Genomic DNA, 21415 nt, shown 5'->3' with positions numbered 1-21415 from the left:
CTCCGGCGGCATTCCACAACGGCGCCCCGTCTGCTTGAGGCGAGCACAGTGTGGCACACGCGGGGGGTCCCGCGAGCCGGGACGCTAGCGTTCCGGCCGCCACACGACGAGCGCCTGCGACGACGGGGCGCGCGGCGGACGCTGGCCGGGTCGGACCGCGACCACCTCTCCGCGCGGACCGACCGCGAAGACCCGGGCCCCGGCAGACAGGGCGGCCTGGGCCGCCGCCAGCTCGGCGGCGAGCTCCTCGACCCGCGACCGGAGCGCCGCCACGTGGTTCTCGAGGTCGAGGATGCGCTGGATACCGGCCAGTGAGACACCCTCGTGCGACAGTCGCTGCACCTCGCGGAGCAGCTCGACGTCGCGCGTGCTGTAGCGCCGGCCGCCGCCACGCGTGCGCGACGGCGACACGAGACCGAGCCGGTCGTACTGCCGGAGCGTCTGGGCGTGCATGCCCGCCAGCTCGGCCGCGACGGAGATGACGAAGACCGGCGCGTCGTCGTCGTGCCCACCGGGGCGGGCGCTCTTGCGGGCCATCGTCGTCCTCCGTCCGTCGGGTCTCGTCGGTGGTGGTCAGGCTCGGGCGCGCTGGAAGAGGTCGGCCCGCGGGTCGTGGCCGTTCTCAGCGGCGGCCATCCGCTCGACGGCCTCGCGCGCCTCGTCGGTGAGCCGCTGCGGCACGACGACCTGGACCTTGGCGAGCAGGTCGCCCGTGTGGTCGCCACGCTTGACGCCGCGGCCCTTGAGCCGCAGGACGCGTCCGCTCGGCGTGCCCGGGGCCACCTTGACCTTGACCGAGCCGCCGTCGAGCGTCGGGACCGCGACGGTCGCACCGAGCGCCGCCTCCGCGAACGTGACGGGCAGGTCGAGGGTGAGGTTGTCGCCGTCGCGCCCGTAGACCGGGTGCTTGTCGACGGCCACGGTGAGGATGAGGTCGCCGGCCGGAGCTCCCGGGTCGCCCTGACGACCCTTGCCGCGCAGGCGGATCCGCTGGCCGTCCTTCACCCCGGCGGGGATGCGGGCGTTGATGCGGCCGAGGTCGGGCGAGCTCAGCGACACGGTCGAGCCCTCGACGGCGTCGCGGAAGCCGATGCGCGTGCTCGCCTGGACGTCGGCACCGGGGCGAGGCCCGGCCGGCGCGCCGTAGCCGCCGTAGCCGGCGCCGGGAGCACCACCGCCGAACATCTGACCGAGGATGTCCTCGAGGTTGGGTTGACCACCTGCGCCGCCGGTGTCGAAGCGCACGCGCTGGCCGCCGGGAGCCCCCGCTCCGCCGAAGGCGGAGAAGATGTCCTCGAAGCCGGCACCCTGCCCACCCGCGCCACCTGCCGTGAAGCGGGCGCCGCCGTGCGACATGGCGCGGATCGCGTCGTACTCGCGGCGCTTCTCGGGGTCGGACAGGACGGCATACGCCTCCCCGACCTCCTTGAAGCGCTCCTCCGCCTTGGCGTCGCCGACGTTGTGGTCGGGGTGCATCGTGCGCGCGACCTTGCGGTAGGTCTTCTTGATCGTCGCGGCGTCGGCGTCCTGGGGCACGCCGAGGATCGCGTAGAAGTCCTTCTCGAACCAGTCCTGACTAGCCATGGCGCACCTCCTCGTTCACGGTGACTCTCACGCTGCTCCCATCATCGTGTATGCCGCCGGGCTGCGTGTGCAGCCCGGCGGCGGACGTCTCAGGCGGGGTCGGCAACCGAGACCCGGGCGGCACGGACCAGCCGGTCACCGATGCGGTAGCCGGGCTGGAGCACCTGGACGACGGTGGTGCCCGTTGCCCCCTCGGGGAGCTCGGCCTCGACGTGCATGAGGGCCTCGTGCACGTTGGGGTCGAACTCCTGGCCGGCCTCACCGACGCGCTCGACGCCGAAGCGGCCGAGGGTCGCCTCGAGCTTGTCGGCGATGGACGCGAACGGACCGTCGGCGAGGTCGCCGGCCTGGCGGGCCATGTGGATGTCGTCGAGGACCGGGAGCAGCGACTCGACGACGCTGCCGACCGCGGTGTGGCGGATGACCTCGCGGTCGCGGTCGACGCGCTTCTTGTAGTTGACGTACTCGGCCTGCAGTCGCTGCAGGTCGGCGAGCAGCGTTGCGGCCATGGTGTCCTCCTCGGCGAGGACGACGCCCTCGGCCTCCGAGGGCTCGCCGGACTCGCTTGCGGTGTGGTCGAACTCGTCCTCACCACCGGGCTCGGACGAGGCGCCCGGACCGCCCTCGTAGTACGTGTGGTGGCGCTCGCCGTGGGCCGAACCGCCCCGCGGCGGGGTGCCGGCGGCGTCGCCGCCGGCACCCGTCGCGCCCGATGCGGTCACGTCAGGCTGCTCGCCGGACGTGCCGTGCTTCGGGGACTCGGTCACTTGGCGTCCTTGACCTCGTCGTCGTCGACGACCTCGGCGTCGACGACGTCGTCGTCGGACGCGTCGGAGGCACCGGACGTGCCGGACGTGCCGGACGCGCCGTCGCCGGAGGGCGATCCGTCCTGCCCGGCGGCACCCGCGGCGGCGTTCGCGGAGGCCTGCTCGGAGGCGTACACGGCCTGGCCCATGGCCTGGGACTTCGTGTTGAGGTCCTCGACCTTGGCCTTGATCTCGTCGGCGCCAGCCTCTGAGCCCTCGGCGATGGCGGCCTTGAGGTCGGCGAGCGACTCCTCGACCGGGGTCTTGACGTCGGCCGGGACCTTGTCGCCCGACTCCTTGAGGAAGGACTCGGTCGAGAAGACGAGCTGCTCGGCCTGGTTGCGGGCCTCGGCCTCGTCGCGACGTTTGCGGTCCTCGTCGGCGTGCGCCTCGGCGTCCTTGACCATCTTGTCGATCTCTTCCTTCGACAGGGCCGAGCCACCGGTGATCGTCATCTTCTGCTCCTTCCCGGTGCCCTGGTCCTTGGCGGAGACGTTGACGATGCCGTTGGCGTCGATGTCGAAGGTGACCTCGATCTTCGGCACACCACGCGGGGCCGGCGCGATGCCGGTCAGCTCGAAGGTGCCGAGCGACTTGTTGTGCTGCGCGATGTCGCGCTCACCCTGGAAGACCTGGATGAGGACCGACGGCTGGTTGTCGTCGGCGGTACTGAAGATCTCGGAGCGCTTGGTCGGGATCGCGGTGTTGCGCTCGATGAGCTTGGTGAACAGGCCACCCTTGGTCTCGATGCCGAGCGAGAGCGGCGTGACGTCGATGAGCAGGACGTCCTTGCGCTCACCCTTGAGGACACCGGCCTGCAGGCTCGCGCCCATGGCGACGACCTCGTCGGGGTTGACCCCCTTGTTGGGGTCCTTGCCGCCGGTCATCTCCTTGACGAGGCTGCTGACGGCCGGCATGCGGGTGGAGCCGCCGACGAGCACGACGTGGTCGATGTCGGCGACCTTGATGCCGGCGTCGTCGATGACCTTGTGGAACGGCGCCTTGGTGCGGTCGAGGAGCGACTTCGTCATCTGCTCGAACTGGGCGCGGGTGAGGTTCTCGTCGAGGTGGATCGGACCCTCGGGCGTCATCGAGATGTACTGCGCCGAGATGTTGGTGCTCGTCGCGGTGGAGAGCTCCTTCTTGGCGCGCTCGGCCTCGTCGCGGAGCCGCTGCATCGCGATCTTGTCCTTGGACAGGTCCTGGCCGGTCTTGTTCTTCACCTGGGTGATGAGGTGCTGGACGACGACGTCGTCCCAGTCGTCGCCACCGAGGTGGTTGTCACCGTTGGTCGCGCGCACCTGGATCGTGGCGAAGCCGTCCTCGGCGTCCTTGCCGACCTCCAGGAGGGACACGTCGAACGTGCCGCCACCGAGGTCGAAGACGAGGATGAGCTCGTCCTCCTTGCCCTTGTCGAGGCCGTAGGCGAGGGCGGCCGCGGTGGGCTCGTTGACGATGCGCAGGACGTTGAGGCCCGCGATCTCACCGGCCTCCTTGGTGGCCTGGCGCTCGGCGTCGTCGAAGTAGGCGGGGACGGTGATGACGGCGTCGGTGACGGTCTCACCGAGGTAGGACTCGGCGTCGCGCTTCAGCTTCTGGAGGATGCGCGCGCTGATCTCCTGGGCGGTGTACGTCTTGCCGTCGATCTCGGGCGACTTCCAGTCGGTGCCCATGTGGCGCTTGACCGAGCGGATCGTGCGGTCGACGTTCGTGACGGCCTGGCGCTTGGCGACCTCGCCGACGAGCACCTCGCCGTTCTTGGAGAACGCGACGACGGACGGGGTCGTGCGCCCGCCCTCGGCGTTCGAGATGATGCTCGGCTCGCCGCCCTCGAGGACGGAGACGGCCGAGTTGGTGGTACCGAGGTCGATTCCGACGGCACGTGCCATGGGTGACTCCTTGATGATCTAGGTGGAGACCGGGTGTTGCTGGTGGTCTGGTGAAACAGGTCCTCGCTCAATCTGCTCCGGCTCCGACGTGATTGTCAAAACCGCACTCGCAAATCTTGCGCTCACCCGACTCAACTCTGGGGTCGCGAGGATTGTTCCCGCCACGCCGGGCCGGATCTCGAACCGGCCCGGCACGCCCGAGCCCGGCGCCCGCGCACGCACAGGGTCCGTCGCTAGCGTCGCTGGCCGGAGGTGCCTCATGCCGCACACGACCCGCACCGCGCTCGCCGCGGCCACCGTCCTCGGCCTGGCGGGGCTGTCGACGACAGCCTGCTCGTCGGGCCCGCCGGCGCCGACCGGGACCACCGCCGCCACGACCAGAGCGGTGACGACCTCCGCGCCCCCGTCCAGCCCGACGACGAGTAGCGCACCCTCGCCGACGACTCCGACGCCGTCCTCGACGACGACGTCCAGCGGCCCGGCCAGCCCCGCACCCACGTCGAGGGCCGGCCGGGCGACGGGCAGCGCGACCGTCGTGCGCACGCTCGCCACCGGGATCGACGTGCCATGGGGCCTGGCCCGGTTACCGGACGGGACCGTCCTCGTCTCGGCCCGCGACAGCTTCCGCATCTACCGGCTCGACGTCGCCGCCTCTCACCTCACCCGTGTGGGCACCGTGCCCGGCGTCGTCTCGAACGTCGCCCAGCAGGGCGAGGCGGGCCTGCTCGGCATCGCCGTCTCGCCCTCCTTCGCGCACGACCGACTCGTGTACGCGTACTACTCGACCGCGGGCGACAACCGGATCGCCGCCATCCCCTGGGACCCGACAGCACCGGCCGGTCGCCAGCTCGGCACGCCGCGGGTGCTCGTCACGGGCATCCCCCACAACGTGCACCACAACGGCGGACGTCTCGCGTTCGGCCCGGACGGCTACCTCTATGCGACGACCGGCGAGGCGCAGCAACCGGCGCTGGCCCAGGACAAGGGCTCGCTGGGCGGCAAGATCCTGCGGATGACGACGGCCGGGCGCCCGGCTCCCGGCAACCCCTTCGGGACGCTCGTCTGGTCCTACGGGCACCGCAACGTGCAGGGCATCGCGTGGGATGCCGCGGGTCGGCTCTGGGCCTCCGAGTTCGGCGACCACAGCGAGGACGAGCTCAACCTCATCCGGCCGGGTCGCAACTACGGCTGGCCGCAGACGGAGGGGCGCACGAGCAGGGCCGGGGTCACCGGCCCCGTCGCCCAGTGGGGCCCCCCCGAGGACTCCCCGAGCGGCATCGCGATCGCCCAGGGCTCGGTGTGGATGGCTGCCCTGCGCGGGCAGCGGCTGTGGCGGATCCCCCTCGACGGCACGGGGACCGCGGCGGCTCCCCGGGACTTCCTCGTCGGACGCTACGGCCGGCTGCGCAGCGTCCTCACGGTCGGGCCGGACACGCTGCTCGTGACGACGAGCAACCGCGACGGTCGCCAGAGCCCCGGAGCCGGCGACGACCGCATCCTGCTCGCCCGCGTCACGTGACCAGTTCGACAGGTGTGACTGGACAGTTTCACCTGTCGAGTTCTACCGTCGGGTCATGGCATCAAGGAGCACCACCCGAGTCGCGACCGACGGCTCGCACGCCATCGCGCCGACCGCGGGCCGCGCCGCCCACGACATCCGGGTGACCTTCAGCCGACTGCGTCGCCGGCTGCGCGACGTCGCCGAGCTCGACGGTCTCACCCCCTCCCAGACCGCCGTGCTGAGCCGGCTGCTCGGCGACGGCGACGCGACCGCCAGCGCCCTGGCGGCCGGCGAGCAGGTGCGGCCGCAGTCGATGGCGGCGACCCTCACGGTCCTCGAGGAGCGCGACCTCGTCGAACGCCGCCCCGACCCCACCGACGGCCGCCGCCAGCTCGTGTCCCTCACGACCTCCGGGCGCAGCCGCATCGACGTCAGTCGCGCCGCCCGCGAGGAGTGGCTCTCGAGGGCCCTCACCGACCACTTCACCGAGGCCGAGCGCCGCACCGTCATCGACGCCATGGTCCTGCTCGACCGGGTCGCGCGCCGATGACCCGCGCTGCCGAGGCCGGCGCGGCCGCCGAGGCCACGGACCGTGCACGCACCCCGCCGGCCGGACGCTTCGACCGGCGCCTGGTCGCGCCGATGGTGCTCGGGTCGGTGCTCAACCCCGTCAACTCCTCGATGCTCGCCGTCGCGCTCGTCCCGATCGGCCTGGCCCTCGGTGCACCGCCGTCCTCGACGATCTGGCTCCCGCCTCGATGGTGCTCATCCGCAGCGAGTCGGTGCGCACCGGCACCGACTCGCCCGCGGGCGTGCTCGCCGCCCTCTCCGCGGCGAACCAGACGGTGGCCGTCATCGGCCCGACCGTCGGCGGCCTGCTCATCGGGCTCGGCGGCTGGCGCACGATCTTCACCGTCAACGTGCCGCTCGCGCTCGCCTGCCTCGTTCTCGGGTCGCTGCGCCTGCCCCGCGAGGAGCAGCTGCACCGCGACGACGACACGGCGCGCCCACGGGGGCTCGACGTCACCGGCATGGCGCTCTTCGCCGCGACCCTGACCGCACTGCTGCTCTTCCTCATGCAGCCGGCGGCGCGCTGGCCGCTCCTGCTCGTCGTCGCCGTCGCCGTCACGGGCCTGGTGCTGCGCGAGCGGCGCGCCGACGACCCGTTCATCGACGTCCGCCTTCTGGCCGGCAACGCTCCCCTGGTCGCGACGTACGTCCGGCAGCTGCTCGCCTCCACGGTGAGCTACGTCTTCCTCTACGGCTTCACCCAGTGGCTCGAGCAGGGCCGGGGCCTCACCGCCACGGGCGCGGGGCTCGCGCTGCTGCCGATGTTCGTCGTGGCCATCGCGGTGACGACGGTCTTCGGTCGTCGTGAGCAGGTGCGCGGCAAGCTCCTCGTCGGCGGCGCGCTGCAGGTGCTCGCCTGCCTCGGGCTGCTCCTGCTCCACGACGACTCACCGCTCTGGCTCGTCGTCGCCGTCGTCGGCGTGGTCGGGGTGCCGCAGGGACTCATCGGCCTGGCGAACCAGAACGCCCTCTACCGACAGGCCCACCCCGACCGCCTCGGCTCGTCGGCCGGGCTGCTGCGCACCTCCATGTACCTCGGCGCCATGGTCGCCGCCGCCGCCAACGCCGCCGCGTTCCCCGAGCGTGCCGACACCGCAGGGTTGCACGCCCTCGCCGTGGTGCTCACGGTCGTCTCGGTCCTGCTCCTCGCGATGTCGGCCATAGACCGCTCCCTCCGCCGCCGATGCCCCGAACCCGCACCCGCCCTCGGGCCGGACCCCGCCACACCACCGGTGCCCGACGCGCCGCAGGGACTGGGCGGACGGCTGCGCCGCACCTAGGGCTCGACGACCCGGCGCTGCTCGAACGCCGCGCGCAGCGGGGCGACGTCGGCGTCCGGCACGTGCTCGAGGGCGAGGTCGTACGTCTCCTCGACGAGGGCGACCAGCGCGGCGACCGCGCCGTGCGGGGACGCGACGAGCAGGGCCCGGGTGCGCTCGACGAGCCGCTCCGGACGGTGGGCCAGCAGCGTCGCCTCACGGTCCAGCCACTTGTGGAAGGGGTGTGGCATCCACACCCGGTTGACGGCGAAGAGGGCGTCGAGGACGCCCTGCACCCCGTCGAGGAGGTCGCGGTGCAGCAGCACGACGTCGTCCCGGTCCGCGAGCATCTCGAGCCGCTCGCGGGGTCGCAGGTCGAGGGCCTGGTGCACCTGGGCGACGGCCAGCGCCTCCGGGTAGCCGTCGCAGCGGGCGCGCCACGCGTCGATGACGTCGTGCCCGTGCAGCGGTATGCCGTCGCGCAGGGCCGTGACCCGCACCTGGAGCTCCGCCTCGGTGTCGCCCATGAGCGCCCGGTCCAGGTAGGTGTCGATGGTCGATGTCACGAAGCCGCTGACGTCGGTCTTGACGCCGCCGACGAGCAGGCCGTCGGCCCACTCGTGCTCGTCCTCCTCGGCGTAGACCCGGGTGAGCCCGGCGCCCTCGATGGCTGCCTCGCGGTCCGCCGCCGTCGGCGGTGAGGACCAGTAGACGTCGAGCTCGATGTCGGACGCCGCGTCGGCGAGCCGACGGGCCACCGAGCCGCCGATGAGCGCCGCCGCGACCTTGGGGTTCTCGGCATACGCTCGGACGGCCTTGCGCGCCAGCGCGATCCGCCGCTCGACCTCGTCCACGTGCTGGCCCGTCAGCCTGCTGCCGGGAGGCGCACGCTGGACACGGTCGTCAGCACCGGGTGGGCGTCGTCGCCGTCGCGGATCTCGCCGCCCCGCCAGACGATCGACAGGTCCCGGCCCTGGACCGTGAGCTCGGCGAGGCAGTTGTCGAACCACGGCCCGTCGGTGACCACCCACGGGTAGGCAGGGTCGGGCACGCGCTTCGAGTGCTCGGCGACGAACCGCATGGGACCCACGAGCCCGCGGGCGAAGGCGGACATCATGACGCGCACCATCCGCGGCATGGGGTTGCGGATCGGCGAGCAGACGGCCTGGATGATGCGCGAGGTCGCGCCGTGGCGGGTCCTCGCGTCGACGACCTCGGCGACGTAGGAGTTGTGGACGTCGCCGGAGAGGAAGACGACGCTCGCCGGAGCCGCGCCGCGCTCACCCCGCGCCACCTGCATGACGGTGTCGAACACCTCGACGAACCCGTCGTTGAAGGCGGCCCAGTGCTCGAGGTCGATGGACTGCCGGACCTTCTCGGCCCGGTCGGCGATGACACGTCCGTGGGTGCCCATGGCGAGCACCTCGTCGATCGCCTCGAGGTCGTGCAGGCCGGGCGGGAGCATGAACGGCAGGGACGTGCCGATGAGCAGGTGCTCGACGTCGCCCGTCAGCTGCTCGTCGAGCCAGCGCATCTCGTCGGGGTCGAGCATCGAGCGGTGCTTCGGCTCGAGGACTCGAGCGGCCCGCGAGTCGACGACGACGAGGCGGACGTCGCCGAGGTCGCGCCGGAAGCTCCAGCGGTAGACCTCGGGGTGGCGGTCCGACCGGCGCGAGAGGTCGAAGACGGCCTCGGTCAGGTCGAGCTCACCCACCGTCGGGTCCCCAGCGCGCTCGCCGGCGGCCTCGAGCACCCGGGCATAGATCTCGTCGTCGGCGAGCTGCGACGGCGAGAGGTTGCCGATGTGCTGGTAGACCCAGTACGACGACAGACCGCCCATCAGGCGCTCGTGCCACCACGGCGTCCGGTTGATCTCCTCGTGCCAGGTCCAGGACGTGTTCCAGTCGTCGCGGATGTCGTGGTCGTCGAAGATCATGCAGCTCGGCACCGTCGACAACAGCCACCGGTTCGCGGCGTCGCCCCAGGCGAGCTGGTAGAGGTGGGCGTACTCCTCGTAGTCCTTGATCTCCTCGCCCGGCGGCTCGGTGATGTCCCGCCGGGCGGCGATGAACTCGCGCATCGCCTCCGACGTCTCGTCGGCGTAGACCTGGTCGCCGAGGAAGGCCACGAGGTCGGGCCACTCCTCCTCGCCCCGCGCGAGGGCGAGCGCGAGGGTCCGCAGGGCGTCGACGCCGTTGGTGCGGTGGCCCTCGCGGTCGTGCGGCACCGTGGTACGGCACGAGCCGAAGAGCAGGCGGGTGGGCCGGCCGCGGTCGATGGTGCGGATGCGCGGTGGCGGGAAGGCGCTGTCCGGCTCGGGCCAGACCGGGGTGTCGTCGATGCTGACGGTGTAGTCCCACGACCCGCCCGGCTCGAGGCCGTCGACGACCACGAGCGCGTAGTGGTGCCCCTTGACGATGAACGTCGGAGCGGTCCAGTCGCGACCGTCGGTGTGCACGGTGACAACTCCGGGGCCGGAGGCCTCGACCCAGACGGTCGCGTCCGTCTCGCCGATGTAGCGCAGCATGGGGCCGAGCACGAGCGGGTTGCCGGGGTCCGGCGCTGTGGCGGTGTCGGTCATCCCACAGGCCTACCGCACGCGGGTGTGCCCGTGGGACGAAAGACCGGTGGGAACCCTGTGGCAGGCCCCGCCCGGCGGGGTGGGGAGGTCATGAGGGCAGGTGCTCGTCGAGGAAGGCCAGCGTCCGCTCCCACGCGTCGGCGGCGACCTCGGCGTGGTACTTCGACGGCGAGGTGTCGTTGAAGAAGGCGTGCCCGACGCCGTGGTAGACCCGCGCCGTGAAGTCGACGCCCGCCTGCTCCAGGCGCGACTCGAGCTCGGGCACCCCGTCGGTGATGCCGTGGTCGTCCTCGCCGTAGAAGGCGAGGACGGGGCAGCCGATCGTGGCGGGGTCGGCGTTCTCGGGGAAGCTCCCGTAGAAGGGCACCGCAGCGCGCAGCCGCGGGTCGGCGGCCGCGAGGGCGAACGCGTACGTCCCCCCGAAGCAGAAGCCGATGACGCCCACCCGGCCGTCGACGCCGGGCTCGGCGACGAGGGAGTCGACGACGGCACGCAGGGCGGGCACCGCCCACGCGGCGAACTCCGGCTGCCGGGCGGGGGTCGTCGCAGCGCGCATCTGCGGCTGCGCGGCGAGCCGGTCCTCCTCCGACGCGCTGGACATCAGCTCGAAGATCCGGGCGCCCACCTCGGGAGTCAGACCGACGTGCCCGAGCAGGTCGGGAGCGACGGCGACGTAGCCTTGGGCAGCGACGCGGTCGGCGACGTCCTTGATGTGGTCGGCCAGGCCCCAGATCTCCTGGATCACGACCACCGCGCCGCGCGGCGCTCCGGTGGGGTCGGCCCGGTAGGCGGTGAGGTCGTGCTCGGGGAGGTCGATCATCGTGCCCATGCACCATTCCTACCCCGTGACCCGGAGGGTGCCGCGTGTCAGGGTCCCCGCGGACGCCGCCGCGAGGCGAGGCGCGGATGTGAGGATGTGGCCCGTGACCTCGCAGCCGTATGCCGTCCGGCGCGCGATCGCGCACGTCCGCGGGCTCTCGGCCGGGCCGGCCCTCGACCCGACGCTGCGCGTCACCCTCAACTTCCACCCGGACCGGCTCGTGCGCGGCGAGCCTGTTCTCGCCGTCATGGCCCGCGACGGCGTCTACCGCTCCCAGTTCGAGACCGGGACGAGCAACGGCGGGCTGACGGCACACCCCGGCGGTGACCGGTGGCGCTGGGAGAGCAGGATCTTCGGCGGTGCCTACGACGGGGCCGAGCCGGCCCTGCGGCCGAAGTACGGCGCGCTCGACTTGCACCGCCGTCCGTACGGCGCGGCGCCGCGCTTCGGGTCGGCGCACGTGAGGCTCGCCGCGCACACGCTCGAGCGGACGACGTTCTGCTTCCCCGACAGCGTCTTCGAGCCCGAGCACTTCGGCACCGCAACGGCCTTCGCGCTCGGCGCCCTCGCCGACTCCGCCGACCACGACCTCCTCGACGACTACGTCGAGGCGCACGTCCACGGCGTGGTCGCCCTGTCGACCGACGTCGAGGCACTCGTGCTCGACCCCTGCTACCGCGGCACCGGCGTCGAGGCCGATGCCCACCGCCTCGGGGTGCCCGTCGAGTGGCACCCGGGATACTGCCTCGACGTCGCGACGCTGCGCGCCCACCCCGACTACCGCGGCCCGGAGCACGTCGCCCTCGGCGTGGCACTCGCCGTGGACGGCGTCGTCACGCCGCAGGTCCTCGGGGACGCGTCACGGACGGGTCGGTACGACGAGCAGGCCCTCAAGCGGGTCTGGCACTACGTCGCGCGGTTCGGATCCGCCTCTGCCTGAGGCGTGCTCGCCTCGCCGGTGACGACGGTCGTCACCACCGTCGTCACCGACGGACGTCGGGGTGTCGACGAGAAGCGGGGAGCCGCGGTCACTCGACCCGGTTGACCGTCTCCTCGATGCCGGCGACGAGCTTCGAGTAGTCGTCGGTGGGCGACCCGCCGAGCACCGACCCCCACGCCGGGACGAGCTCGGGGCCGTAGCGGTGGCCGTAGCCGTCCGGCGGGTCGTGCCCGACGGCCATGTCGGTGGTCAGCTGCCAGAACGTCACGAAGGGGATCCACGTGACGTCGGGGTTGACGTCGCGACCCCGCGGCTCGCGGAGCCAGTCGGGCTCGGCGCCGAGCAAGGCGGGGTTCCACCAGACGACGGGGTCGGACGCGTGCTGGGCGTAGACGAAGCGCGGGAAGTCCCACGCGCCGTAGTCGCGCCCGTAGTAGTCGTGGGTCAGCTGGTCGCCGCTCGCCGCGAAGCGGATGTGCAGGCCCGCGTCGACGACCGGCACGATCTCGGGCGACCCCTCGTTGCGCCGGGCCGTCAGCGACGCCGCGATGTCGGTGAAGCTCGGCGTGCCGACCCACACCCCGCCCTGCGCGCGGGCCAGCATGTCGTCGGCGTCCTTGAAGGCCGCCTGCCCGCCGTAGGAGCCGAGCGACTCCCCGCCGACGACGAGCTGCGGACGGTCGTCGGCCGGCAGCGTGCGCCACACGGCATACACCTTGTCGAAGAGGGCCTTGCCCGCCTCGCGCGGGGTGTCACGGTCGGTCATCATCGACATCGCGCTGGGCAGGTAGGAGTACTGCATCGCGGCGATCGCGCTGTCGCCGTTGCTGAGGTACTCGACGGACTGGGCGGACCAGTCGTCGACCCAGCCGGTGCCCGTCGTCGTGAACACCGCCAGCACGCGGCGGTTGAAGGCGTTGGTGCGCTTGAGCTCGGCGACCACGGCATCGGCGACGTCGGAGACCGTGCGGTCGGGCGTCCGGCCGGCATAGACCCGGATCGGCTCGATCGCGCCACGGTCGGTCGCCGCCGTGATCTGCGCGGCCGTCGGCGCGCTCGTGACGAACATCTGGCCCTGGTAGCCGAGGCTGTCCCACGACTCGAGCGACCCCGGCCCGCCCGAGCGGAGCGGCAACGTCGGCGCGGCTCGGCCGGTCGGAGCGGTGTTGACCTTGGCGGCGACGCCGGCGAAGGCCTGCATGCCCTGGTGGAAGAGCACGCTGTCGGTCACCCACGCCGTGGCCAGGGCCACGACGACGACGGCGATGAGGGTCGCGATGGTCTTGGGCAGCACGTGGCCCGCGGCCTCGGCGAGCTGGCGCGTCGCACCGCGCAGACCCCGGGCGACGGCGAGGAAGAGGACGGCCACGAGGGCCGCGAGCGCGAGCGCCAGGGCCCAGTCGAACGGGTCGAGGGGCGTGAGCTCGACGAACGCCGCCGTGCGCGCCTGCGAGCGCACGTTGGCGACCGTGAGGCCGAGGACCGCGACGGCCCCGAAGACCGGGGCGGCGACGAGCAGCCAGTGCCGTGCCTCGCCGCTGACGGTGACGCGCAGGTCGATGAGGCGCGCCACCCGGCGCACGACCCACGCGACGACGACGCCGAGCGCATAGCCGGCCACCACGCAGAGCCCGCTGATGAGGCCCTGGTAGTACCACGTGCGCGGCAGCAGGCTCGGGGCCATCGAGGTGAGGAAGTAGGCGGCGCCGAAGAAGAGCCCGGTGCGCGACACGTGCCACCAGGCCCGGCCCGCGCCGGGCTGGATGCGCTGGTCGGACACGTCGGGCATGGCTCCACAGTAGGTCGCCGCCCTGTCACGCCGCCTCGGGTTTGGCCCCTAGGTGATGACCCTGACCCGAGCACCCGGTCGGGCGCTCCTCGGCCCGCCGGGGCACGATGGGGGCATGCGAGCCCTCGACGAGCGGATCACGTCCTTCGGCCGGGACGGGCTGCGCTTCGACGTGACCGACGGAGGTCCGCTGGGTGGTGAGGTCGTCGTGCTCCTCCACGGCTTCCCGACCGACCGCACGAGCTGGGACCGCGTCTCCGCCCGGCTGCACGAGGCGGGCCTGCGCACCCTCGCCCCGGACCAGCGCGGCTACTGCCCCACGGCCAGCCCGGCCGACCGGGACGCCTACCGCCTCGACGAGCTCGTCGCCGACGTCCTCGGTCTCATCGAGGCCTCCGGTCGCGAGCGGGTCCACCTGGTCGGCCACGACTGGGGCGGCGCCGTCGCGTGGCTCGTCGCGGGCAACCACCCGACGCGCATCGCGTCACTGACCGTCCTGTCGACGCCGCACCCGGCGGCCATGTCGCGCGCGTGGAGCTCCGGCACCGAGCAGAAGCGGAAGTCCTGGTACATGGCGGCCTTCCAGGTGCCGCGCCTCCCCGAGCGGGCCCTGGCCGCCCGCTTCGACCGGCTGATGGCCCGCTCGGGCCTCCCGACCGCCGACCGGACGAGGTATGCCGTCCGGCTGGCCCACGCCGACGCGCTCACCGGTCCGATCAACTGGTACCGCGCCGCCCGGCACTCCGGCGTCTCCGCGCACCGCGTCGCCGTGCCGACGACCTACGTCTGGGGCTCGCGCGACCCGTTCCTGGGCCGCACCGCCGCCGAGCTGACCCGCGAGCACGTGACGGGCGACTACGAGCTCGTCGAGCTCGACGCGGGCCACTGGCTGCCCGAGACCCGCGACGCGGAGTCCGCCGCGGCGATCCTGCACCGGGTCGCCCGGGCCGGCTGAACGGCATACGCCCGCTCACCCGGAGGGTGACGGACGCCTCGCCCGATGCGGGGAACACGCCCGGTCACGGGTAGGTTGCACGACCGTGAAGATCGACATCTGGTCCGACATCGTGTGCCCCTTCTGCTACCTCGGCAAGCGCCGTCTCGAGGCGGCCCTGGCGCAGTTCGCGCACGCCGACGAGGTCGAGGTGACGTGGCACAGCTTCGAGCTCGACCGTGGCGCCGAGCCGGTGTCGGGCGTCCCCCTCGTCGACCTCGTCGCCGCCAAGTACGGCACGACGCGGGAGCAGGCCGTCGCGCAGCACCGCTCGATGGCTGCCGCGGCTTCCGAGCTCGGGCTCGAGTTCAACTGGGAGCAGGCCCGCTACGGCAACACGTTCGACGCCCACCGGGTCGTCCACCTCGCCGCCGAGCAGGGGCTCGCCGACGCCGCCCACGAGCGGCTCATGCGCGCCTACTTCACCGACGGCCTCGCGGTCGGCGACCGGGAGGTCCTCGTGCGCCTCGCCGCCGAGATCGGCCTCGACGCCGAGGCCGTGCGCACGATGCTCGAGTCGGACGACTACGGCAACCACGTGCGCAGCGACGAGGCCACCGCCAAGATGCTCGGCATCGAGTCGGTCCCCTTCTTCGTCCTCGACCGCAAGTACGGCGTCTCCGGCGCGCAGCCCGTCGAGGTCTTCACGCAGGCGCTCGAGACCGCGTGGTCGACGCGGCACGAGGTGCCCGAGCCGGTCGCCGTCGGCGGCGGGTGCGGTGGAGGCTGCGGCGCCGGTGGCTGCGGCGGGGCCTGCGGCGCCTGAAACCCTCCCGGCGGGGGACGGGGCCCTACCGTGGTCGGGTGGCCCACCCCCTGATGTTCGACGCCGCCGACCCCTACCTGACCCGGGTCCGCGACATCTGCCTGGCGCTGCCCGGCGCCGACGAGAAGGTGTCGCACGGGCGCCCGACCTTCTTCACGACGAAGGTGTTCGTCACCTACGGCGGCACCGTGAAGGCGACCACGACCCGGAGCCGCACCGCCAGTCGGTCCTCGTGCTGCCCGACGCAGCCGAACGGCCGGCTCTGCTCGGGGACGAGCGCTTCTACGACCCGGCCTACCTCGGCCCGTCGGGCTGGGTGGGGCTCGACCTGCGCGCGTGCGGCGCGCCGGAGGAGGTCGACTGGCAGGAGGTGGCCGAGCTCGTCGACGCCTCCTACCGCCTCACGGCCCCGGCTCGACTCGTGCGAGAGCTCGACACCGACTGAGCCGAGGGCTCCCCATGGTGCACCCGCACCCGCGGGACGCGTAAGGTACCGCTCGCCGGGTCGACGAAAGGTGCACATGGGACGGCACACCGATCCCGCGGTCGTGGGATCGCGGCGCGCCGCCGTGGTGACCCTGACGGTATCCGCGGTGCTCGTCGTGGGTGGCTTCGCGATCCTGCACGAGGCGGACGGGTTCCGCCCCGGACACGGGTCGACCCCGTCCACGCCGTCGGTGCCGGCGGTCACGCCGAGCAGCCGCGTCGACGACGCCACGGAGCCCGGCCGCACCCCGTCCACGTCTCCGGGCACGTCGCCGAGCGCCTCCGGTGCGACCTCGTCGACCCTCCCGACGTCGCCGCAGCCGTCACTGACCACTCGCGCCCCGGCACCGCTCGTCACCGCACCGGAGGGCACGCGTACGGCCCCCGCGCGACCGTCCGGCACGGCGAGCGCGACGAGCCCGACGGCCACACCGGCGAAGCCGGCGCCACCACCGCGGGCCGGCGTCGCCCAGCAGGTCGTGGCCCTCGTCAACGTCGAGCGGTCGCGCGCCGGCTGCGGCCCGGTGTCGGTGAACGCCGCGCTGCGGCGCGCTGCGCAGGACCACAGCGACGACATGGCCACCCGCGACTACTTCTCCCACACGAGCCCCGACGGGGTCACCTTCGCCGAGCGCATCCGCGCCGCGGGCTACCAGGGCGGTGCCATCGCCGAGAACATCGCGGCCGGCCAGACGAGCGCCAAGGACGTCATGCGCGGCTGGATGGCGAGCCCCGGCCACCGGGCGAACATCCTCACCTGCTCCTACCGCGACATCGGCGTCGGCTACGCGACCGGCGGCTCGTACGGCACGTACTGGACCCAGACGTTCGGCGGCTGAGCCACCCGTAGGTTGGATGCCATGATGCCGTGGCACTCGCAGGACCGGCACGTCGTCCGCCTCGACTGGGGGCCCGGAGCGGCCGAGGACCTCACGGCGTATGCCGTCGCCGCGGGTTCGCCCGTCTGTGCGGTCGTCGTCGACGTCCTCAGCTTCACGACGTGCGTGTCCGTCGCCGTGGACGCCGGTACCCGGGTGCACCCCTACCGCTGGAAGGACGCGTCGGCCCGGACCTTCGCGGACGGGCTGGGGGCGACGCTGGCGCGGCCACGGTCGGCGACCGCTGTCGACGGCGGGGTCAGCCTCTCGCCGTCCTCGATCCGCGCGGCAGGGCCGATCGGGGACCTCGTGCTGCCCTCACCCAACGGCTCGACGACCAGCGCCGTCCTGGCCGGCGCCGGGGCGGACGTCGTCGCAGCGTCGCTGCGCAACCGCTCCGCGGTGGCTGCCTGGCTCGTCGACTGGCTGGAGTCGTCGCGCGGATCGGGCGGGTCGGGCGGGTCGGGCGGATCGGGCGGGCCACGCGCCCAGCCCGCCGTGGTCGTCGTGCCCGCCGGCGAGCGGTGGCCCGACGGTTCGCTGCGCCCCGCCGTCGAGGACCTCTGGGGCGCCGGCGCCGTGATCGCCGCCTTGGCCGGCCGGCTCGAGCACCGGGCCGGTCCGCTCCTGCTCAGCCCCGAGGCCGAGGCCGCCGGCACGACGTGGCTGGCCGTGGAGGACCGGATCGGCGAGGCGCTGCATGCGTGCGCGAGCGGTCGCGAGCTCGTCGAGCAGGGCTGGCCCGATGACGTGGCGGTCGCGGCCGAGCTGGACGCGTCCGACGTCGTGCCCGTGCTGACGGACGGGGCCTTCACGGGACAGGTGGCGAAGCGGGACTGACGTGCGTGGAGGCAGCCCGACTAAGTCCTCACGGGCGACCCTCTTCGAGTCCTTCGGGATGAACACGAGCGACTACTGCTGATCCACTCGCGGGATCCCCTGAGCGCAGAGGAGTGCTGGTACCCCGTGGGCGGCGGTCGCGAGCCAGGTGAGACGGCCCAGCAGGCAGCCGTTCGTGAAGCCGCTGAGGAGCCCGGGCTCGAGGACCTGCCTGCGGCGAACCCGTATGGACGCGTCAGCACACCTACCGCTACAACGGGCGTGAGGAAGAGGTTCACGAAGACTGGCTGCTCCATCGCGCGACCTCTGCTTCCGAGGGGCAAGCGGTCGCCATGAAGAACCGCGAAATCCTCATCCCCGAGTGCAACCTGCGTAGTGTCGATCGCACGCCGTGTCCGAGCCCATGACGGGCGCATGACCACCGGACCGGCGCCTCCTGCCACCGCTCGACATAGAGGACACACCGCCGTGACCAGCGTGCTGCATGTCGCCCCCACCGGCTCCGACCAGGCGGACGGGTCTGAGCCCCGTCCCTTCCGCACGATCGGCCGCGCCGCAGAGCTGGCGCGGCCCGGCGACCGGGTCGTCGTCCACGAGGGCGAGTACCGCGAGTTGGTCGCACCCCCTCGGGGCGGGCTGAGCGACGCGCGTCGCATCACCTACGAGGCGGCGCCGGGCGAGCACGTCGTCATCAAGGGCTCCGAGCGGGTGACCGACTGGCAGCAGGTGGGCGGTGGGGTCTGGACGGTGCGCGTGCCCAACGAGCTGTTCGGCTCCTTCAACCCCTTCGCGGAGGAAGTCGTCGGCGACTGGGTGGTCCGCCCCATCGAGGCTGGTCAGCGCAAGCACCTCGGTGACGTGTACCTCGACGGCCGCAGCTTCTACGAGGTGGGCAGTCCCGATGAGGTGTCACACCCAGACCGCCGCGACGAGGTCACCGACGACTGGACGAGGAAGACGGTCCCCGTCCCCGACGCCGACCAGACGCGGTACGTGTGGCACGCCCAGGTCGGCCCCGACGCGACCACCATCTGGGCCAACTTCCACGACGCGGACCCGAACGAGCGACTCGTCGAGATCAACGTCCGACGGTCCGTGTTCTACCCCACCGAGCACCACGTCGACTACATCACCGTCCGCGGCTTCGAGCTGTGCCAGGCGGCGACACCGTGGGCCCCGCCGACGGCGGACCAGCCGGGACTCATCGGGCCGAACTGGGCCAAGGGCTGGGTCATCGAGGACAACGTCATCCACGACGCCAAGTGCGTCGCCATCTCCATCGGCAAGGAGGCCTCGACGGGCGACAACAACTACACGAACCGCGGCGACAAGCCCGGCTACCAGTACCAGCTCGAGTCCGTCTTCTCCGCCAGGGAGATCGGCTGGGACAAGGAGCACATCGGCTCCCACGTCATCCGCCGCAACACGATCTACGACTGCGGGCAGTGCGCCGTCGCGGGCCATCTCGGCTGTGTCTTCTCCACGATCGAGGACAACCACATCCACCGCATCGCCCTGAAGCGGGAGTTCTACGGGCACGAGATCGCCGGCATCAAGCTGCACGCGGCCATCGACGTGGAGATCACCCACAACCGCATCCACTCCTGCTCGCTCGGGATCTGGCTCGACTGGCAGACCCAGGGGACCCGGGTCGCGCGCAACGTCCTCTACGGCAACTCGCGCGACCTCTTCGTCGAGGTGAGCCACGGACCCTATGTCGTCGACCACAACGTCCTGGCCTCACCGGTCTCGATCGAGTCCTTCAGCCAGGGCGGCGCCTACGTCGGCAACCTCGTGTGCGGCACCCTCGGCCTGATCCGGGTGATGGACCGCGCCACCCCCTACCACCGTCCCCACAGCACTCAGGTAGCCGGCTACGCCGTGATCTACGGCGCCGACGACCGCTGGATCGGCAACGTGTTCGCCGGCGGTGAGATCGACGCGGCCTACAACACGGACGCCCACACCTTCGACGGCGCCTGGGTCGGGACCGCCGGCTACGACGGCCACCCGTCCACCTTCGCGGACTACCTCGCGCTCATCGACGCCCAGCCCCCGGGCGACCACAACCGCTTCCCCGACGTGCCGCAGCCCGTCTACATCCACCACAACGCGTATGCCGGAGCGGCCACCCCGTATGCCGCTGAGGACGCTCCGCTGCGACTCGACTCGGCATCCTTCACAGTCGTCGAGGAGGGCGACACCGTCTCCCTCGACGCCGACCTCCCCGAGTCGTTCGACGGGCTCCAGGTCGGCGTCGTCACCGGCGCGGACCTGCCCAGGGTCCGGTTCGTCGACGCGGACTTCGAGGAGCGTGACGGCTCGCCCGTGACGATCGACCGAGATCTCCTCGGGGTGCGCAAGGGCCCGAACGCGTCCTACCCGGCCGGCCCGATCGCCACCTTGTCGTCAGGCACCTCTCGCATCCGCCTGTGGTGACCCCTGGGCCATCGGCAGGTGGCGCTGGCCGGAGCAAGGACGGCGCTGAAGCGAGGCGGCCGGTCTGGGCGCTGTCCTGACTGTCCGATCCGTCGCGTCCCGATCGTTGAGTGATCGAGAAGCCGGCACCAGGCAGCCATAGGAGGATCATCGCCATGTCAGTCACCTCGAGAAGCGCCACCAGACCGCTGCGGTTCGGGGTCGTTGCTCCGATCACCCGCGGCGTGGCGACCTGGCGAGACCACTTGCGTCGTCTGGCCGACAGTGGCTACTCGACGATCTTGATGCCCGACGTGCCGCAGTGGCAGCCGGCGCCCGGTCCGGCGCTGGCGGTCGCGGCAACCCTCACCGACCTGCGAGTGGGCACCTGGGTGTACGCCTCTCCGGTGCGGCCGGCGTGGACCACCGCGTGGGAGGCGCACTCCCTGTCGGTGCTCACGAACGGCCGGTTTGAGATGGGCATCGGTACCGGGCGGCCCGGCATCGCCGAGCAGCTCCGCGAACTGGGCCTGCCGATCGACTCAGCGAGCCGACGCTCGGATCACGTGCGTGACGTCGTCACGGCGTTGCGGCAGCTTGATGGTGCGGACCGGCACACCCCCGTCGCCATGGCCGTGGCCGGTCCCAAGGCGCAGGCGCTTGCTGCAGACATCGCGGACACGGTGACCTTCGTCATGCCGCAGATCGAGTCACGAGTCGAGTCGACGCAACGGGTACGGCGCTTCGACAACCACCGCGACGTCGAGCTGGCCTTGCATGTTCCCGTGATCGGTGACTCGGTCGCTCCGTTCATGGCCGGGCCCGACCTCGACACCGCCGCCGTCCGGGCCGCAGACTCGCTGGCCTATCTCCCCAACGACCCCGCGGCCGCTGCCGAGGAGATCCAGCGACGACGGGAGGAGATCGGCTTCTCGTACTTCGTGTTCGGAGCTGACGTCAGTGACGCTCTCGCCCCAGTCGTCGCCGAGCTGGCCGGACGGTAGTCCCGACTGGTGCGCTCCAGCCTTGGGTGTGGTGTGAAGGAGGGCAGTGGATCATCCGGGACTGGCCGGCCTTCCTGGACCGCGTGGCTGCCAGCGCGCCTCCCGATCTTCGTCGAGCGGCGGACATCTGGGTCGACCAGCCCCGGCGTGGGCTTGGGCCGCAGCAGTCGTGGGGGTTCACGGCTCTCCTAGACGCCACCGAGTACGCCGGCGAGCAGTTCGCGAGACACCTTCGACTCAGCCGATAGCCCCGGGCCCACCGCGCACGACGACACGGCCACGGGATCGCA

19 protein-coding genes and 1 pseudogene are annotated in these 21415 nt (G+C 72.3%); 12 read left to right on the top strand and 8 right to left on the bottom strand.

Translation table 11 applies throughout. From position 1 onward, the window contains the following. Positions 1-84: 84 nt before the first annotated feature. The 4 genes from ASD90_RS03595 to dnaK all read right to left on the bottom strand — a co-directional run bounded on the left by ASD90_RS03595 (position 85) and on the right by dnaK (position 4279). Positions 85-537: a heat shock protein transcriptional repressor HspR gene (locus ASD90_RS03595; protein ID WP_056751739.1), complete on the bottom strand. Its 453-nt coding sequence runs from the start codon at positions 535-537 to the stop codon at positions 85-87. Between the two features lie 36 nt (positions 538-573). Next, positions 574-1584, bottom strand: coding sequence for a DnaJ C-terminal domain-containing protein (locus ASD90_RS03590; protein ID WP_056751737.1), 1011 nt, complete (start codon positions 1582-1584; stop codon positions 574-576). Between the two features lie 89 nt (positions 1585-1673). Continuing rightward, on the bottom strand, positions 1674-2351 hold the full coding sequence (locus ASD90_RS03585) for a nucleotide exchange factor GrpE (RefSeq protein WP_056751733.1): 678 nt from the start codon (positions 2349-2351) through the stop codon (positions 1674-1676). After that, on the bottom strand, positions 2348-4279 hold the full coding sequence (gene dnaK, locus ASD90_RS03580) for a molecular chaperone DnaK (RefSeq protein WP_056751731.1): 1932 nt from the start codon (positions 4277-4279) through the stop codon (positions 2348-2350). The genes ASD90_RS03585 and dnaK overlap by 4 nt, the downstream gene beginning before the upstream one ends. Positions 4280-4538: 259 nt before the next feature. On the opposite strand from dnaK, the gene ASD90_RS03575 reads away from it, so the two are divergent. The 3 genes from ASD90_RS03575 to ASD90_RS03565 all read left to right on the top strand — a co-directional run bounded on the left by ASD90_RS03575 (position 4539) and on the right by ASD90_RS03565 (position 7630). Continuing rightward, positions 4539-5798 carry a sorbosone dehydrogenase family protein gene (locus ASD90_RS03575; RefSeq protein ID WP_056751728.1) on the top strand — a complete coding sequence of 420 codons (1260 nt, stop codon included), beginning with the start codon at positions 4539-4541 and terminating at the stop codon, positions 5796-5798. Between the two features lie 55 nt (positions 5799-5853). Continuing rightward, positions 5854-6330 (top strand): MarR family winged helix-turn-helix transcriptional regulator, encoded by a 477-nt coding sequence (locus ASD90_RS03570; protein WP_056751725.1) that lies wholly within the window; start codon positions 5854-5856, stop codon positions 6328-6330. 208 nt (positions 6331-6538) lie between these two features. Further along, positions 6539-7630, top strand: coding sequence for an MFS transporter (locus ASD90_RS03565; RefSeq protein ID WP_200958524.1), 1092 nt, complete (start codon positions 6539-6541; stop codon positions 7628-7630). Here ASD90_RS03565 and ASD90_RS03560 read toward each other — a convergent pair. The 3 genes from ASD90_RS03560 to ASD90_RS03550 form a co-directional block, all read right to left on the bottom strand. Next, positions 7627-8463: a hypothetical protein gene (locus ASD90_RS03560; RefSeq protein WP_056751723.1), complete on the bottom strand. Its 837-nt coding sequence runs from the start codon at positions 8461-8463 to the stop codon at positions 7627-7629. The genes ASD90_RS03565 and ASD90_RS03560 overlap by 4 nt on opposite strands. A gap of 11 nt (positions 8464-8474) precedes the next feature. Beyond that, a complete protein-coding gene (locus ASD90_RS03555; RefSeq protein WP_056751721.1) occupies positions 8475-10190 on the bottom strand; it encodes an alkaline phosphatase D family protein in 1716 nt (571 codons plus the stop codon). An 88-nt stretch (positions 10191-10278) separates the two neighbouring features. After that, positions 10279-11019: a dienelactone hydrolase family protein gene (locus tag ASD90_RS03550; protein ID WP_056751719.1), complete on the bottom strand. Its 741-nt coding sequence runs from the start codon at positions 11017-11019 to the stop codon at positions 10279-10281. A gap of 94 nt (positions 11020-11113) precedes the next feature. On the opposite strand from ASD90_RS03550, the gene ASD90_RS03545 reads away from it, so the two are divergent. Then, positions 11114-11950 carry a DUF3626 domain-containing protein gene (locus ASD90_RS03545; RefSeq protein ID WP_235506370.1) on the top strand — a complete coding sequence of 279 codons (837 nt, stop codon included), beginning with the start codon at positions 11114-11116 and terminating at the stop codon, positions 11948-11950. Positions 11951-12038: 88 nt separating this feature from the next. On the opposite strand, the gene ASD90_RS03540 is transcribed toward ASD90_RS03545, so the two are convergent. After that, positions 12039-13739 carry an alpha/beta-hydrolase family protein gene (locus ASD90_RS03540; protein WP_056751713.1) on the bottom strand — a complete coding sequence of 567 codons (1701 nt, stop codon included), beginning with the start codon at positions 13737-13739 and terminating at the stop codon, positions 12039-12041. 115 nt (positions 13740-13854) lie between these two features. On the opposite strand from ASD90_RS03540, the gene ASD90_RS03535 reads away from it, so the two are divergent. The 8 genes and pseudogenes from ASD90_RS03535 to ASD90_RS03505 all read left to right on the top strand — a co-directional run bounded on the left by ASD90_RS03535 (position 13855) and on the right by ASD90_RS03505 (position 21125). Continuing rightward, complete coding sequence (locus ASD90_RS03535; protein WP_056751709.1) at positions 13855-14694, top strand: alpha/beta fold hydrolase; 840 nt, start codon at positions 13855-13857, stop codon at positions 14692-14694. Between the two features lie 85 nt (positions 14695-14779). Beyond that, positions 14780-15499: a DsbA family oxidoreductase gene (locus ASD90_RS03530; protein ID WP_056751706.1), complete on the top strand. Its 720-nt coding sequence runs from the start codon at positions 14780-14782 to the stop codon at positions 15497-15499. 232 nt (positions 15500-15731) lie between these two features. Further along, positions 15732-15944, top strand: coding sequence for an MmcQ/YjbR family DNA-binding protein (locus ASD90_RS24665; protein WP_369793551.1), 213 nt, complete (start codon positions 15732-15734; stop codon positions 15942-15944). Between the two features lie 76 nt (positions 15945-16020). Then, a complete protein-coding gene (locus ASD90_RS23895; RefSeq protein WP_056751703.1) occupies positions 16021-16824 on the top strand; it encodes a CAP domain-containing protein in 804 nt (267 codons plus the stop codon). A gap of 21 nt (positions 16825-16845) precedes the next feature. After that, the gene (locus ASD90_RS03515; RefSeq protein WP_056751700.1) at positions 16846-17703 is read left to right on the top strand and encodes a 2-phosphosulfolactate phosphatase; all 858 of its coding nucleotides are present in this window, start codon (positions 16846-16848) and stop codon (positions 17701-17703) included. A gap of 60 nt (positions 17704-17763) precedes the next feature. Next, positions 17764-18039 (top strand): annotated as a pseudogene (locus ASD90_RS22805) (NUDIX domain-containing protein); the annotation flags it as partial. A 132-nt stretch (positions 18040-18171) separates the two neighbouring features. Then, positions 18172-20142: a right-handed parallel beta-helix repeat-containing protein gene (locus tag ASD90_RS03510; protein WP_056751697.1), complete on the top strand. Its 1971-nt coding sequence runs from the start codon at positions 18172-18174 to the stop codon at positions 20140-20142. A 155-nt stretch (positions 20143-20297) separates the two neighbouring features. Further along, positions 20298-21125 (top strand): LLM class flavin-dependent oxidoreductase, encoded by an 828-nt coding sequence (locus ASD90_RS03505; protein WP_056751694.1) that lies wholly within the window; start codon positions 20298-20300, stop codon positions 21123-21125. Positions 21126-21415: the final 290 nt, after the last annotated feature.

Origin of the sequence: Terrabacter sp. Root181, from assembly GCF_001428505.1 — a bacterium.
GTDB lineage: Bacteria > Actinomycetota > Actinomycetes > Actinomycetales > Dermatophilaceae > Terrabacter.
This window is presented reverse-complemented; position numbering and strand designations above follow the sequence as displayed.